The sequence below is a fragment of the Comamonadaceae bacterium OTU4NAUVB1 genome (assembly GCA_024372625.1).
GTDB lineage: Bacteria > Pseudomonadota > Gammaproteobacteria > Burkholderiales > Burkholderiaceae_C > Variovorax.
Genome location: CP099605.1, coordinates 2,166,394 through 2,181,046 on the forward strand (window position 1 = coordinate 2,166,394; position 14,653 = coordinate 2,181,046).

The 14,653-nt window shown below is 72.2% G+C and carries 13 protein-coding genes; 6 read left to right on the forward strand and 7 right to left on the reverse strand.

The genetic code is table 11. From position 1 onward, the window contains the following. The 6 genes from NF681_13675 to NF681_13700 all read right to left on the reverse strand — a co-directional run bounded on the left by NF681_13675 (position 1) and on the right by NF681_13700 (position 8,581). Positions 1-729 carry a ribonuclease activity regulator RraA gene (locus NF681_13675; protein UST53366.1) on the reverse strand — a complete coding sequence of 243 codons (729 nt, stop codon included), beginning with the start codon at positions 727-729 and terminating at the stop codon, positions 1-3. A 127-nt stretch (positions 730-856) separates the two neighbouring features. Further along, on the reverse strand, positions 857-1,873 hold the full coding sequence (locus NF681_13680) for a tripartite tricarboxylate transporter substrate binding protein (protein ID UST55776.1): 1,017 nt from the start codon (positions 1,871-1,873) through the stop codon (positions 857-859). Positions 1,874-1,950: 77 nt separating this feature from the next. Then, complete coding sequence (locus tag NF681_13685; GenBank protein UST55777.1) at positions 1,951-2,892, reverse strand: tripartite tricarboxylate transporter substrate binding protein; 942 nt, start codon at positions 2,890-2,892, stop codon at positions 1,951-1,953. A 202-nt stretch (positions 2,893-3,094) separates the two neighbouring features. Then, on the reverse strand, positions 3,095-4,888 hold the full coding sequence (gene araD, locus NF681_13690) for an L-arabinonate dehydratase (GenBank protein UST53367.1): 1,794 nt from the start codon (positions 4,886-4,888) through the stop codon (positions 3,095-3,097). A gap of 214 nt (positions 4,889-5,102) precedes the next feature. After that, a complete protein-coding gene (locus NF681_13695) occupies positions 5,103-6,143 on the reverse strand; it encodes a LacI family DNA-binding transcriptional regulator (GenBank protein ID UST53368.1) in 1,041 nt (346 codons plus the stop codon). Continuing rightward, positions 6,140-8,581, reverse strand: a complete 2,442-nt coding sequence (locus tag NF681_13700; protein ID UST53369.1) for a PAS domain S-box protein — start codon at positions 8,579-8,581, stop codon at positions 6,140-6,142. Before NF681_13700 ends, NF681_13695 begins: the two co-directional genes overlap by 4 nt. Positions 8,582-8,931: 350 nt before the next feature. Between NF681_13700 and NF681_13705 the strand changes: the two genes are divergently transcribed. The 5 genes from NF681_13705 (at position 8,932) to NF681_13725 (ending at position 12,789) form a co-directional block, all read left to right on the forward strand. Beyond that, positions 8,932-9,189 carry a pentapeptide MXKDX repeat protein gene (locus NF681_13705; protein ID UST53370.1) on the forward strand — a complete coding sequence of 86 codons (258 nt, stop codon included), beginning with the start codon at positions 8,932-8,934 and terminating at the stop codon, positions 9,187-9,189. 83 nt (positions 9,190-9,272) lie between these two features. Continuing rightward, on the forward strand, positions 9,273-9,878 hold the full coding sequence (locus tag NF681_13710; protein UST53371.1) for a sigma-70 family RNA polymerase sigma factor: 606 nt from the start codon (positions 9,273-9,275) through the stop codon (positions 9,876-9,878). After that, positions 9,875-10,516 carry a DUF1109 domain-containing protein gene (locus NF681_13715; protein ID UST53372.1) on the forward strand — a complete coding sequence of 214 codons (642 nt, stop codon included), beginning with the start codon at positions 9,875-9,877 and terminating at the stop codon, positions 10,514-10,516. Before NF681_13710 ends, NF681_13715 begins: the two co-directional genes overlap by 4 nt. Before the next feature lie 85 nt (positions 10,517-10,601). Further along, complete coding sequence (locus NF681_13720) at positions 10,602-11,411, forward strand: transporter substrate-binding domain-containing protein (protein ID UST53373.1); 810 nt, start codon at positions 10,602-10,604, stop codon at positions 11,409-11,411. 79 nt (positions 11,412-11,490) lie between these two features. Beyond that, positions 11,491-12,789 (forward strand): 4-hydroxybutyrate CoA-transferase, encoded by a 1,299-nt coding sequence (locus NF681_13725; GenBank protein ID UST53374.1) that lies wholly within the window; start codon positions 11,491-11,493, stop codon positions 12,787-12,789. A 13-nt stretch (positions 12,790-12,802) separates the two neighbouring features. Here NF681_13725 and chrA read toward each other — a convergent pair whose 3' ends face one another. After that, complete coding sequence (chrA, locus tag NF681_13730) at positions 12,803-14,068, reverse strand: chromate efflux transporter (GenBank protein UST53375.1); 1,266 nt, start codon at positions 14,066-14,068, stop codon at positions 12,803-12,805. A gap of 303 nt (positions 14,069-14,371) precedes the next feature. Here chrA and NF681_13735 point away from each other — a divergent pair, with 303 nt between their 5' ends. Next, positions 14,372-14,641 carry a hypothetical protein gene (locus NF681_13735; GenBank protein ID UST53376.1) on the forward strand — a complete coding sequence of 90 codons (270 nt, stop codon included), beginning with the start codon at positions 14,372-14,374 and terminating at the stop codon, positions 14,639-14,641. The last annotated feature ends 12 nt before the right edge of the window (positions 14,642-14,653 follow it).

Consider the following 14,653-nt stretch of genomic DNA (forward strand, 5'->3'; position numbering starts at 1 on the left):
TCAGATCCCCTTGGCCTGGCGCCAGACGTCGAACGCGGCGCGCGTCTCGGCATTGGGCGGGTAGGTGCCGGCGAGTTTCGCGCCGCCCTCCACGCGCTCCAGCACGAAGGCTTCCATCTTCTCCTGCTCGACGGCGTCGCGCGCGATCTCCTCGGCCAGGTGCGAGGGGATCACGACCACGCCCTCGTCGTCGCCCACGACGACGTCACCCGGATACACCGCGACGCCGCCGCAGCCCACCGGCACGTTCAGGTCGATGGCGTGGTGGTGGATGAGGTTCAACGGTGCGCTGCCGCCGGCGCAGTAGACCGGGAAGTCCATCTGCGAGATCGGTCCGCTGTCGCGCACCGGGCCGTCGGAGACCAGGCCGGCGGCGCCGCGCACCTTCAGCCGCGTGGTCAGGATCTGTCCGCCGGAGGCCACGCGCGTCTCGCCACGGCAGTCGATCACCAGCACGTGGCCTTCGGGCACGCTCTCGATGCCCTTGCGCTGGGGGTGGTCGGGGTTGTCGAAGGCGCTGATCTGGTCGAGGTCCTCGCGCGCGGGGATGTTGCGCATCGTGAAGGCCGGCCCGACCAGGTTGCCGGCGCTGGGCGTGGTCAGCCGCGCGACGCCCTGCAGGTACACGTTGCGGAAGCCGCGCTTGAACAGCTGCGTGCACAGCGTGGCCACGCTCACGTGGCGCAGGCGTTCACGGGTCTGGTCGGACAGGGGGGTCGGTTCGGTCATGGTGGGAGGGCTCGAAGCGGGTTGGGAAACGTGATGCGGGAAGAGCGCGGAACCGGCCGGGCCGGGCCGTTGCCGTCGTCCCCTGGAAGGGGTTGGCGCTGCCACGCGCAGTGGGCAGGCCCGGGGGTCAGTCGGCGGTGGCGCCGGAGCGGCGGACGAGTTCGCCCCAGCGCGGGATCTCCTTCTGCATCAGCGCGGCGAGCTGGGCGGGCGAGCCCGCCACGACGTCCATGCCGAACTGGTTGGCCAGCTTGTCCTTCACGTCGGGCGACTGCAGGATCCTCGCGATCTCGGTGGACAGGCGCTGCGCGATCGGCGCGGGAAGGTTCTTCGGCGCGTAGACGGCCTGCCACGACGCCATGTCGAAGCCCGGCACGCCGGCCTCCTGCAGCGTCGGCAGCTGCGGCACCAGGGCCATGCGCTTGGCCGACGTCACCGCCAGCAGCTTGAGCTTGCCGGCCTGCACCAGCGGCAACGCGGCGGTCACCTGGTCGAACATGAACGCGACCTGGCCCGAGGACACGTCCAGCATGGCCGGCGGCGTGCCCTTGTACGGGATGTGCGTGAGCTTCACGCCGATGGCCTCGGCCAGCATCTCGCCGGCCAGGTGCGTGGAGGTGCCGGCGCCCGAGGAGGCGAAGGTGCGCTTGGCGGGGTCCTTCTTCAGCAGCGCGATCAGCCCGGCCACCGAGTCGACGCCCAGGTTCGGGTCGACGATCAGCACGTTGGGCAGGAAGGCCACCAGCGAGATCGGCTCGAAGTCCTTCACCGGGTCGTAGGGCAGGTTCTTGTACAGGCTGGCGTTGATGGCGTGCGTGCTGATGGTGCCGCCGAAGAGCGTGTAGCCGTCGGGCCTGGCCTTGGCGACGTAGGTCGCGCCGACGGCGCCGGCCGCGCCCGGCCGGTTGTCCACCACCACCGGCTGGCCCAGCGCCTCGCCCAGCTTCTGCGCGATGACGCGGCCGATGACGTCGGTGGAACCGCCGGGCGTGAACGGCACGACGTAGGTGATGGCGCGGGTCGGCCACGCGGCGGCGTCGGCCTGCGCGAACGCGGCGAGGGGCACGGCCGGCAGCGCGGCGAGCGCGGCGCCGGCGCGCAGGACGGCGCGGCGGCCGAGGGAGGCGACGCTCGGGTCGGGCATCGATGGGGACGTGGGCGTGGTCATGGCGGTGGTGTCGTCGTGGGAGTGCGGCTGGGCGGCGAGGGACGCGGACGGCTTCATTCGACCTTGACGCCGCGCGCCTTGATCACCTGGCCATAGCGCTTCCTGTCCGTGTCGATGGTCTTCTGGAGTTCGGCCGGCGTGCTGCCGCGCGGCGTGGCGCCCTGCGCGATCAGGGCCTGCCGCATGTCGGGCAGCGCCACGACGTCGCGGACATCGGCCGACACCTTGTCGAGCAGCGCCGGCGGCGTGCCGGCCGGCGCCAGGAGCGCCACCCACGAGCCCGATTCGGCATCCGGCACGCCCAGTTCGGCCAGCGTGGGCACCTCCGGCATGGCCGGCGAGCGCTGCGCGCTGGTCACGGCCAGGGCGCGCAGCTTGCCGGCCTTGACGTAGCCGGAGGTCTCCAGGATGGAGGCGAACAGCATGTCGACGTGGCCCGCCATCAGGTCCGCCATGGCCGGGCCACCGCCCTTGTAGGGCACGTGCACGAACTTCACGCCGGCGGCCTGCTGGAAGATCTCCGCCGTCAGGTGCGGCGAGCCGCCGCTGCCGGAGCTGGCGTAGGTGAACTTGTCGGGCTCGGCCCTGGCCAGCGCGATCAGCTCCTTGGGCGTCTTCGCCGGCACCTTGGGGTTGACGACGAGGGCGAAGGGCAGCTCGGCGAACAGCGACACCGGCGCGAAGGCGCGGTCGGCGTCGTAGGGCATCTTGTAGAGCGACGGATTGATCGACTGCGTGCCGACGTTGCCGATGAGCATCGTGTAGCCGTCGGGCTTCGCCTTGACGACCATCTCCGCGCCCACCAGCCCGCCCGCCCCGGTGCGGTTGTCCACCACCACCGACTGGCCCCACTTCTGCCCGAGCCGCGTGGCCAGCAGCCGCGCGGCGATGTCGGTGCCGCCGCCGGGCGCGAAGGGCACGACGAAGGTCACCGGCCGCGTCGGCCAGGGCGCCGGCTGCGCGGCGGCCGGGCGCGGCGCGGCGACGGCCAGCATCGCGGCGGCCACCAGCAACGGCAGCGCCGGCACCGGCCGCGGGCGCGCCACCGGACGGCCGGCCGCCGCCGCGGGGAGGGAAATCTTCGTCATGGATCGTCGTCCTTTCGGGTTGTCTCTTTGCTTCGTTGTCCGGCGCGTCGCGCGACGCGATCCGGGCGCCGTCCCGCGCCGTTGCCCGGGGCATGCCGCCCCCGACGGGTCAGTGGATGTCGGGCTCGCCCCGGCCGCCCTGCCCGGCCGGCGCGGTCCGCGCGACGCCCGCGCCCGGTCCCTCCGCCGGCGTCGGCTCGACGTAGTCCGGCGCCAGGAAATCGAAATCGCAGCCGGTGTCGGCCTGCTGCACGTGCTTCAGGAACATCACGCCGTAGCCGCGGCTGAACTTGGGGATGGGGCGCTGCCATTGCGCGCGGCGGCGCGCGATCTCGGCGTCGCTCACGGCCATGTCGATGCGGCGCGCGTCGACGTCCAGCGTCACCAGGTCGCCATCGCGCACCAGCGCCAGCGGGCCGCCGACGTGCGATTCGGGCGTCACGTGCAGCACGCAGGCGCCATAGCTCGTGCCGCTCATGCGCGCGTCGCTGATGCGCACCATGTCGCGCACGCCCTCCTTCAGCAGCTTCTGCGGGATCGGCAGCTGGCCCCATTCGGGCATGCCCGGGGCGCCCTGCGGCCCCGCGCTCTGCAGCACGATGACGCTGTCCTTCGTGATGTCGAGGTCGGGCGAATCGATGCGCGCGGCGAGGTCGTCGTAGTTGCGGAACACCACCGCCGGCCCGGTGTGGCGGCGCAGGTGCTGCTCCATCGCGGCGGGCTTGATGACGGCGCCGTCGGGCGCGAGGTTGCCGCGCAGCACGGCCAGGCCACCGCTCTCCAGCAGCGCCTGCGCGCGCGGGCGGATGACGTCCGCGTCGTAGACCTCGGCGCCCGCGATGTTCTCGCCCAGCGTCCTGCCGTTGCAGGTCATCTGCCCGCCGTCGATGAGCCCGCCCATGCCTGCGAGGAAGGCGCGCAGGCCGCCGGCGTAGTAGAAATCCTCCATCAGGTACTTGCCGCCGGGGCGCAGGTTGGCCGTGACCGGCGTCTCGCGCGCCAGTTCGTCGAAACGCGCCAGGTCCAGCGGCACGCCGGCGCGTCGCGCCATCGCGATCAGGTGGACGATGGCGTTGGTGGAGCCGCCCAGGCCGAGCACGGTCTTGACGGCGTTGTCGAAGGAGGCGGCCGTGAGGAAGTCCAGCGGCTTGAGGTCCTCCCACACCATCTCGACGATGCGCTTGCCGGAGTGCGTGGCCATCATGGCGTGGCGCGAATCGGGCGCGGGGATGGACGAGGCGCCCGGCAGCGTGAGGCCCAGCGCCTCGGTCGCGCTCATCATGGTGCTGGCCGTGCCCATGGTCATGCAGGTGCCCGGCGAGCGCGCGATGCCGTCCTCCACGTCCTGCCAGTCGTCCTCGGTGATGTTGCCCGCGCGCAGTTCGGCCCAGTACTTCCAGGTGTCGGAGCCCGAGCCCAGGAACTTGCCCTTGTAGTCGCCGCGCAGCATCGGCCCGGCCGGCACGAAGATCGTCGGCAGGTTGTTGGCCAGCGCGCCCATCACCAGCCCGGGGGTGGTCTTGTCGCAGCCGCCCATGAGCACCACGCCGTCGGCCGGATAGGAGCGGATCAGCTCCTCGGCCTCCATGGCCAGCAGGTTGCGATACAGCATGGTGGTGGGCTTCTGGAACGCCTCGCCCAGGCTCATCGCCGGGATCTCCACCGGGAAGCCGCCGGCCTGCCAGACGCCGCGCTTGACCTCCTCCACCCGCTGCTTGAAGTGCGTGTGGCAGGAGTTCATGTCGCTCCAGGTGTTGAGGATGGCGATGACCGGCTTGCCGAGGTAGTCGTCGCGGCTGAAGCCCATCTGCGCCGTGCGCGAGCGGTGGCCGAAGCTGCGCAGGTCCTTCACGCCGTACCAGCGGTGCGAGCGGAGTTCTTCGGGTTTCTTGCGTGGGGTCATGACGTGCGTGGGAAGAGGAAGGCCGGTCGAACGGGCACCACCGGCCGTGGATGTTAGCGCTGTCATCCCGATCTTAGCGACGCCCGCGCGGCAGCGTCAACCGGGTTCTCCTGTAGACGTTCGCGGCCTTGCGGTGCCGCGTTGCGACACACCGAAAGACCGTTAGCAGATTCGGGGTGGCCGGGCGCGGCGCGGCGCGGTCCGGTGCCGCGCCTCAGGCGCTGTCGCGCTCGACGACCGAGAAGCCCAGGTCCATCACCTTGGGCACCACCTCGCGGCCCTCGGCGCGCTCGACGATGCAGCGCGCGGCCTGCCGGCCGATGGCGGTGCCGTCGATGCGCACGGTGGAGATGGCCGGGTGCGCGTGGCGCGCGAAGGCCAGGTCGCCGAAACCGACCACGCCCAGGTCGGCGGGCACGCGCAGGCCGCGCGCCTGCGCCTCGGTGATGACGCCGTGCGCGAGCACGTCGGAGCTGCACGCCAGCGCGTCCAGGGACACGCCGTTGTCCAGCAGTTCGGCCAGCGCAGAGCGCCCCGCCCCCAGCGTGGTGGGCGCCGGCACGCGGTGGACCGGCAGCGACGCGGACGCGTCCGGCGCCAGCCGCCGCCACGCCTGCTCGAAACCGGCGCGCCGCAGGTCGGCGCGGCGGTCGTCGCCGGTGACGATCACCGGGCGGCGGTGGCCCCGGCGGTGCAGGAATCGCGCCGTCGCGGCGCCGGCCTCCTCGTGCGAGAAACCCACCAGCATGTCGATCGGCGTGGGCGTCAGGTCCCAGGTCTCCACCACCGGGATGCCCGAGGCCAGCAGGCGCTGCCGCCCCTGGGCCGAATGCATGATCCCCGTGAGCACGATGCCGTCGGGCCGGCGCCCGACGATGGCGTCGATCAGGGCGTCCTCGCGCGAGCGGTCGTAGCCGCTCTGCCCCAGCATCAGCTGGTAGCCGTGCGCGGCCAGGGTCTCGGTCAGCGCCTGGATGGTCTCCAGGAACACCGGCCCGGCGATGGTGGGCACCAGCGCCGCCACCAGCCGGCTGCGGTTGGACGCCAGTCCGCCCGCCAGCAGGTTGGGGACGTAGCCGGTGCGTTCGACCGCCAGGCGCACCTTCTCGCGCGCCTCGGGCGAGACGAGGTCGGGCGTGTTGAGCGCGCGCGAGACCGTGATGGCGGAGACGCCGGCGAGCCGGGCGACGTCGGCGAGGGTGACGCCGCCGCTGCCGCGGCGCGGCGCGCGGCCCGGGGCGGCGGGCCGGCTCACGCGGGCTCCGCGTCCGGCGCCGGCCCGGCGTCGATCAGCGCCCGGATCGTCGAGCCCAGCGTCTCGATGGGAAACGGCTTGGTCAGCACGTGCATCCCCACCTCCAGACAGCCGCCGCCCAGGACGCTGCTCTCGGCGTAGCCGGTGATGAACAGCACCTTCAGGTCGGGGCGCCGCACGCGCGCGGCGTCGGCCATCTGGCGTCCGTTCATGCCCCCGGGCAGCCCGACGTCGGTGACCAGCAGGTCGATGCGCGCGCCGGACTGCAGCAGGCGCAGCCCCGAGGCACTGTCCTCCGCCTCCAGCGCCGCGTAGCCCAGGTCCTCCAGCACCTCGACCACCAGCATGCGCACGGCCGGTTCGTCGTCCACGATCAGGACCGTCTGTCCCTGCCCGGCCCGCGCGGCGTCGACGGGCGCCGGCACGGCTTCGTCGCCGCCGATGTCGCCGTCGTGGCGCGGCATGTACAGGCACACCGTGGTGCCCCGGCCGACCTCCGAGTCGATGCGCACCTGGCCGCCGGACTGCTGCGCGAAGCCGTGGATCATCGACAGCCCCAGCCCCGTGCCCTGCCCGATCGGCTTGGTGGTGAAGAAGGGCTCGAACACCCGGGCCACCACCTCGGGCGGCATGCCGGTGCCGGTGTCGGTGACGCGCAGCGCGAGGTAGGGGCCCTCGGGCAGTCCGCAGCCCCCGGCGGTGACGGCGTCGAGCGACTCGTTGGCGGTCTCGATGGCGATGCGCCCGCCGTCGGGCATGGCGTCGCGCGCGTTGATGCACAGGTTGAGCAGTGCGTTCTCCAGCTGCCCCGGATCGATCAGGGCCGGCCAGAGCCCGGGCGGGCCGGCGACCTCCAGCGCGATGGCCGGGCCGATGGCGCGCCGCACCAGCTCCTCCATGCCGGCGACTAGCCGGTTCACGTCCGTCGGCTTGGGCGTGAGCGTCTGGCGGCGCGAGAACGCGAGCAGCCGGTGCGTGAGCCCGGCCGCGCGCCGGGTCGCGCCCTGGGCCACCTGGACGTAGCGCTCCAGGTCGTCGAAGCGGCCCTGGCGGGTGCGCAGCTTCATCAGCTCCAGCGCGCCCGAGATGCCGGCCAGGAGGTTGTTGAAGTCGTGGGCCAGCCCGCCGGTGAGCTGGCCGACCGCCTCCATCTTCTGGGCCTGGCGCAGCTGTTCCTCGGCCCGCATGAGTTCGGTGGTGCGTTCGACCACGCGCTGCTCCAGCGTCTCGTTGAGCGCGCGCAGCGCCGCCGCGTTGCGTTTGCGCTCCTCCTGCAGCGCGCGGCGCTCCTGGACGTCGAGCAGCACGCCCGGGAAGTCCGACGGCGTGCCGTCCGCGGCACGGTGGACGCGTCCGTTGGCCTCGATCCAGCAGTACCTGCCGTCGGCGCGCCGCACCCGGTACTGGTGCGCGTAGGCGCCGCCGTTGCGGATCGCCGCGTCGATGGCCGCGGCCAGTCCCGCCTGGTCGTCCGGATGGACCCGCTCGACGATCCGCGCGATGCCCAGACCGTTGCGGCCCAGCGCCGGGTCGAGCCCGAACGTGGCGGCGAACGCCTCGTCGACGGTGAAACGGTCGTTCGGGATGTCCCAGTTCCAGGTCCCGACGATCGCGCCCGCCGCCAGCGCGAGCTGCACGCGCTCGGCGTTCTCGCGGGCGTGCGCCTCGCTCGCCTGCAGCCGCTCCTGCGCCGCGCGCCGCTCGGTGACGTCGTCGAAGAAGATCGCGATCTGGCGCTCGGCCGGCTCGCCCACGCGGATGGCCCGGACCTGGAACCAGCGCCCGAACGGCTTGGCGTAGCGCTCGAAGTCCGCCGGCTCGCCGGTCAGGGCGACCCGGCCGTAGGTGTCGAACCAGAAGCGCTCGAGGTCGGGCGCGAACTCGGTCACCCACTTCCCGCGCAGGTTGACGCCGGCCTGGCGTTCGAAGGCGGGATTGGCCTCGATGAAGCGGTAGTCCACCGCGCGATCGTCGGCGTCGAACGTCACCTCCACGATGGCAAAGGCGGTCTCGATCGTCTCCAGCAGCGTCCTGAAGCGGTCCTGGGACTCGCGCAGCTGCCGGCCGGTCTCGTGCTGGCGCGTGCGGTCGCGCAGGATCTTGACGTAGCCCAGGTGCACGCTGTCGGCGTCGCGCCACGGCATCAGTTCGCCCGAGGCCCAGAAGCGGCTGCCGTCGCGGCGCTGGTGCCAGCGCTCGTCGCTGGCGCGGCCGTCGGCGATCGCCAGGCGCATCTCCTCCTGCGGACGGCCCCTGGCGCGATCGTCCGGGGTGAAGATGCAGGCGACCGACGCGCCGACGATGTCCTCGGAGCGCCAGCCCAGGATGAGTTCGGCGCCCTTGTTCCAGTCGGTGATCACGCCGTCGCGGTCGGTGACGACGATCGCGAAGTCGATGGCGCTTTCGATGACTTGCTGGAGGTGGTGGCGCGCGGGCATGGGGTGGGTGGCGTGGTTCGAGGGTTGTTCTACCGGGCGGTCGATGGCGTTTCGCACCGCTGAGCGAAGCCGCTCGCGGGGTGCGGGTTTTTACACCAGCGCATCGACCGGCCATCGGAGCAAGACCTGGACCGTCGCTGGTCATCGTGACCGCTTCCGCGGCGCGTGGACCGCGAAAAAACCGGCTCGTCCTGTAACCGGCGCGGTGCCGGCGACGAACTTCCCTCCGCGATCCGGGCCATCCGGTTCGCGCGCCGAAGCACCGCCGCTCGCCGCCGCATGCGGCGCGACCGGTTCCGTGTCCGACGGACGGCGTCCTCTCCCCATCGAACGAATGAAAGAACCGCACCATGAACAAGCCCTCGACCACCCTGCTCGCCGCCTGCCTGGCCGTCGCCTCCCTCTCGGCCATGGCCGCCGACGACCCGACGATGAAGAAGGAACCGGTCTCCACGGACGCGATGGCCCGGGACGGGATGAAGAAAGACGACATGGGCAAGGACGCCATGGCGAAGGACGCGATGGCGAAAAGCCGGATGGACAAGGACGCCATGGCGAAGGAAGCGCCGTCGGGGGACGCCATGAAGAAGGGCGCGGCGAAGCAGTGATGAAAGCGACATCGGGTGGCCCGCCGCGCCTTGCCGGGCGGGTCCGCCCGGACGCGCGAAACGGCCTGTAAGCTGCCTCCCCCATGTCGAGCACAACCTCCGGCAGAGACGAGGCCCACGCCCATGCGGAGCGGACGCTGCGAGCGCTCATGCTCGCGGGCATGTCCGGCGACGCGCAGGCCCATCGCTGCTTCCTGCAGCGGCTCGGCATCCATCTGCGGTCGTTCTACCGCCGGCGCCTCTCCGGCTGGCCCGACGACGTGGAAGACCTCGTACAGGACACCCTGCTCGCGATCCACGACAAGCGTCACACCTACCGGCCCGACCAGCCGGTGACGGCGTGGATCCACGCCATCGCGCGCTACAAGACCATCGACCTGCTTCGCGCGCGCCGTGTGCGCGAAGCGCTGCACGATCCGCTGGACGACGAGGCGCACGCCCTGTTCGACACGGGCGCGGCCGATGCCACGGAGGCGCGACGGGACCTCGATCGCCTGCTCGCCACCCTGCCCGACCGCCAGCGCCGGCCCATCGAACAGGTGAAGCTCGAAGGCCGATCGGTCGCCGAAGTGGCCTGCGCGACCGGCATGTCGGAATCGGCCGTGAAGATCGGCATCCACCGGGGATTGAAGACCCTGGCCGCCCGCGTCGCCACCACCCCCCGACCCCCGACGAAAGTTTCCCCGTGAAGACGAACGACCTCATCGACCTGCTGGCCGCCGACGTCGTGCCGGTCCGGCGCCATGTGGCGGCCCGACGACTGGCGCTCGGCCTGGCGTTGGCCGTGCCGCTGTCGGTGCTGATGATGCACACGATGCTGGGCGTGAACCCCGCGCTCGGCCACGCCCTCGGTCTGCCGATGTTCTGGGTGAAATTCGGCTCGCCGGTGCTGATGGCCCTCGCCGCACTGCCGCTGGTCGCCCGACTGGGGCGCCCGGGTGCGGCCACGCGTGCCGCGTGGGCCGCGTGGGGCTCGCCCGTGGTGGCGCTCTGGGTGCTCGGACTGCTGGCGCTCGCCCGGGCGCCGGCCCCGGAGGCCGCGACGCTCGTGCTGGGCCGCACCTGGGCCGTGTGCGCGGAGAACGTCGCCCTGCTGTCCCTGCCGGTCTTCCTGGTCGCGATCTGGACGCTGCGGGGTCTGGCGCCCGTGCGTCCCGCGCGGGCCGGCGCCGGCGCCGGTGCGCTGGCCGGCGCATGCGGCGCCGCCGTGTATGCCCTCCATTGCCCGGAATTCACCGCGCCCTTCGTCGCCGTCTGGTACGTGCTGGGAATGGCGTTGCCCGTGGCGGCGGGGGCGCTGCTGGGGAGGCGGCTGCTGCGCTGGTAGGTACGACTCTTGCAGTCGCAACGCGGTCCCGGCATCCGGTGTCCGGACACCCCCGCCTTTCGACCTTCCTCGCCGAGAACCCCTCATGCCGACCCACCGCACCCGCCGCCTCGCGCTCGCCGCCCTGCCCCTCGGCCTCCTCGCCGCGACCCTGCTCGCCGCCTTCCCCGCGCAGGCGCAGAACGCCCTCGCCACCATCACCCAGTCGAAGAAGGTCCGCATCGCCATCCCCACCGACTACCCGCCCTACGGCTTCGTCGGCCCCGACCTCAAGCCGCAGGGCCTGGACATCGACATGGCCAACCACGTCGCGGCGAGGCTCGGCGCCCGGGCGGAGCTGGTGCCGGTGACCAGCGCCAACCGCATCCCCTACCTGCAGACCGGCAAGGTCGACATCGTCCTGTCCACGCTGGGCAAGACGCCCGAGCGCGAGCAGGTGGTCGACTTCACGCACGCGTACTCGCCCTTCTTCCAGGCCGTCTTCGCGCCCCGGGGCATGCAGGTGAAGGCATGGAAGGACCTCGACGGCAAGACGGTGTCGGTCACCCGCGGCGCGATGGCCGACACGGAGCTGGGCAAGGTCGTCTCGCCGGCGGTGACGGTGCGGCGCTTCGACGACCACGTCGGCACGGTCACCGCATTCGTCAGCGGCCAGGTGCAGGTGATCGCCACCAGCGCGACGGAGGGCGCGGTGATCATGCGGCAGAACCCCGGCCTGAACGCCGAGTACAAGCTGCTGCTCAAGGACAGCCCCAACTTCATCGGCGTCGCCAAGGGCGAGGCGGCGTTGAAGGCACGCCTCGACGAGATCGTGATGGACGCGCGCAGGAACGGCGAGATCGACAGGCTGTCGAACAAGTGGCTGGGACGGCCGGCGGGCGAACTGCCGCTCTGAGCCGGGGCGCGACGATCCGGGGCGCGATGCGCGAAAGCACGCATCGACACCGCGCCCGGCTTCGTCGAAGAATGGGGCCATGAATCCATTCCATTCGACGTACCTCGAGAAACGCAGGTCCGCCGCCGACGCGGTGGGGCTGGTGCGCGACGGCGACGCCATCGTCGTGCCCACCGGGGTCGGCGAGCCGCCGGTGCTGCTGGCCGCGCTGTCCGAGCGGCGCCTCGAACTGCGCGACGTCCGCGTCAGCCAGATCCTGGCGATGCGCAAGTACGCCTACCTCGACCCGCGGACCACCGCGCACGTGCGCCACGTGGCCTATTTCTTCGGCGGCGCCACGCGCTCCGGCGGCCAGGAAGGCTGGGTCGACTTCATCCCCAACTGCTTCTCCGAGATCCCGGCGCAGATCGAGCGCGGGCAGATCGGCGCGGACGTGGTGTTCAGCCTCGCCTCGCCGATGGACGCCGACGGCAACTTCGCGCTCAGCCTGGGGGCGGACTACACCATGGCCGCGGTCGCCCGGGCGCGCGCGGTCGTGCTGGAGGTGAATCCGAACGTGCCCTTCGCCTGCGGCGCCTGCCACGTCCACGTCTCGCGGGTCGCGGCGCTGGTGGAGGACGAATCGCCGGTGCTGGAGGTGGGTCTGCCCAAGATCGGCCCGGTGCAGGTGGCGATCGCCCGGCACGTGGCCGACATGATCGAGGACGGCTCGACCCTGCAGATCGGCTATGGCGGCATCCCCGACGCGGTGGTCATGCAGCTCGCGCACAAGCGCGACCTGGGCATCCACACCGAGATGATCGGCGACGGCATCCTCTCGCTGGTCGAGTGCGGCGCGGTCAACAACAGCCGCAAGAACCATCACCCCGGCAAGATGCTCGCCACCTTCGCGCTGGGGTCCCGGCGGCTCTACGACTTCATGCACCGCAATCCGATGCTGGAGATGCACCCGGCCGACGTCACCAACGACCCGATGCGCGCCGGCCTCAACGACCGGCTGGTGTCGATCAACGCCACGCTGCAGGTCGACCTGCTGGGCCAGTGCGGCTCGGAGAGCCTGGGCTCGCTGCCCTTCTCCGGCACCGGCGGGCAAGCCGACTTCACCCGCGCGGCCAACCGCTCGCGCGGCGGCAAGGCGTTCATCGTGCTGCCCTCGACGGCGCGCGAGGACACCGTCTCGCGCATCGTCCCGGTGCTGTCGCCGGGCACGCACGTGACCACCAGCAAGAACGACGTCGATCACGTCGTGACCGAGCACGGCGTCGCGCAGCTGCGTGGCAAGTCGGCCGGTCAGCGGGCGGCGGCGCTCATCGGCATCGCGCATCCGGCGTTCCGCGACGCGCTCTCGGCGCAGGCGCGCGCGTTGCGCCTGCTCTGAGGCGCCGCGGCGTTCAGCCGCCCATCGCGCAGCCCGCCAGCGCCGCCAGCGCGACGACCGCCACGGGCGACATCCGGCCGACCACCAGCAGCCCGAACGCCCCGAGCGCCAGCGCGAAGTCGGCGCTCGAACGGATGGCGCCCGTCCACACCGGGTCGTACAGCGCCGCCAGCAGGACGCCGACGACGGCGGCGTTGACGCCCGCCAGCGCGCGCCGGACGTCCTCGCGCCGGCGCAGCGATTCCCAGTACGGCAGGGCGCCCGCCACCAGCAGGAAGGCGGGAACGAAAGTGGCCACCAGCAGCGCCAGGCCGCCGGCCCAGCCGCCGAACGGGGCCGGCATGACCGCGCCCAGGTAGGCGCTGAAGGTGAACAGCGGCCCCGGCACCGCCTGCGCCGCGCCGTAGCCGGCGAGGAAGGCGTCGTTCGAGGCCCATCCGGCGGGCACGACGACGGCCTGCAGCAGGGGCAGCACGACGTGTCCGCCGCCGAAGACCAGGGCGCCGGCACGGTAGAAATCGGCCACGACGGCGAGCCCCGGCGAGCCCAGCGCCGTGGCCGCCAGCGGCAACGCCACCAGCAGCGCGGCGAACGCGCCGAGCAGCACGCCGCCGGCGCGCCGGCCCGGACCGGCGCCGTTCCCGGTCCCGGTGCCATCGCCCCGCCCCGGCGTCGCGCCCGGCGAACCGGGCCGCAGCAGCCACCGGCCCGCGCAGCCGCCCGCGACGATGGCGGCGATCTGCCCGCCCGCCGTCGGCAGGGCGAGCACGCCGATGGCCGCGACGATGGCGACGCCGGCGCGCGGCCGGTCCGGGCACAGTGACCGCGCCATGCCCCACACCGCCTGCGCGACGATGGCGACCGCGACCACCTTCAGTCCGTGGACGGCGCCCGACTGCGCCAGCGCCTGCCAGCGCGCGACCCCGGCCGCGAACAGGATCAGCGCCACGGCCGAAGGCAGCGTGAAGCCCAGCCAGGCCGCCAGCGCCCCGCCCCAGCCGGCGCGCCGCAGCCCGATCGCCATGCCGACCTGGCTGCTCGCCGGCCCGGGCAGGAACTGGCACAGCGCCACCAGGTCCGAATAGCGCGCGTCGTCGAGCCAGCGGCGGCGTTCGACGAACTCGGTGCGGAAGTAGCCCAGGTGCGCCACCGGCCCGCCGAAGGAGGTCAGGCCGAGACGGAGGAAGGCGAGCAGCACCTCGACGAAGGTGCCGCGACCGTCGGCGGCGGTTCCGCCGTCGGCGGTGGCTTCGTGGGCGGTGCGATCGGCGTGCGGCATGGGATTCGGCGAGGGGTGAACGGCGCGTTCGACGTGCCCCGCCGGCGGGCAGGACGGAGACCGTCGATTCTCCGGCAGGATGGGTGCCTCGCCCACGGCAAGGCTGGCGATGGCGGCGACGACGATGGCGGCCATGGCGATCGCGCCGCGCTTCGCACGGCCCTGGACTCTCCTGCGGACACATCAGCTTTCAGATGACACGCCGCCGTGACGACCTGTCGCAACAATGCGCACGCAATGCAATTGGGCATTGCTTGATCGACAGACTGAATGATCGACCCACGATCCGAAGAGGTGAACCCCATGAACAAGAGCATTTTCGCCATCGCGGCCGTCGCTACCGCCTTCACGCTCGCCGCCTGCGACGTCAAGAAGACCGCCGAAGGCAACGTCACGATGCCCAAGTACGAGAAGACGCAGTCGGGCGACGTCACCCTGCCCAAGTACGACGTCACCGCGCCCAAGGTCGAGGTGACCGAGGAGAAGAAGGTCGTCACCGTGCCGACGGTCAAGACCGAGGAGAAGGTCATCGAGGTGCCGAAGATCTCGGTCACGCCCGCCAAGGACCGCTGAGGCCGGACCGGG

Excerpts from the sequence above, each read along its gene's own strand:
- NF681_13675 (UST53366.1), bottom strand. The coding sequence starts at position 729 with ATGACCGAACCGACCCCCCTGTCCGACCAGACCCGTGAACGCCTGCGC.
- NF681_13680 (UST55776.1), bottom strand. The coding sequence starts at position 1,873 with ATGCCCGACCCGAGCGTCGCCTCCCTCGGCCGCCGCGCCGTCCTGCGC.
- NF681_13685 (UST55777.1), bottom strand. The coding sequence starts at position 2,892 with ATGCTGGCCGTCGCCGCGCCGCGCCCGGCCGCCGCGCAGCCGGCGCCC.
- araD (UST53367.1), bottom strand. The coding sequence starts at position 4,888 with ATGACCCCACGCAAGAAACCCGAAGAACTCCGCTCGCACCGCTGGTAC.
- NF681_13700 (UST53369.1), bottom strand. The coding sequence starts at position 8,581 with ATGCCCGCGCGCCACCACCTCCAGCAAGTCATCGAAAGCGCCATCGAC.
- NF681_13705 (UST53370.1), top strand. The coding sequence starts at position 8,932 with ATGAACAAGCCCTCGACCACCCTGCTCGCCGCCTGCCTGGCCGTCGCC.
- NF681_13710 (UST53371.1), top strand. The coding sequence starts at position 9,273 with ATGTCGAGCACAACCTCCGGCAGAGACGAGGCCCACGCCCATGCGGAG.
- NF681_13720 (UST53373.1), top strand. The coding sequence starts at position 10,602 with ATGCCGACCCACCGCACCCGCCGCCTCGCGCTCGCCGCCCTGCCCCTC.
- NF681_13725 (UST53374.1), top strand. The coding sequence starts at position 11,491 with ATGAATCCATTCCATTCGACGTACCTCGAGAAACGCAGGTCCGCCGCC.
- chrA (UST53375.1), bottom strand. The coding sequence starts at position 14,068 with ATGCCGCACGCCGATCGCACCGCCCACGAAGCCACCGCCGACGGCGGA.
- NF681_13735 (UST53376.1), top strand. The coding sequence starts at position 14,372 with ATGAACAAGAGCATTTTCGCCATCGCGGCCGTCGCTACCGCCTTCACG.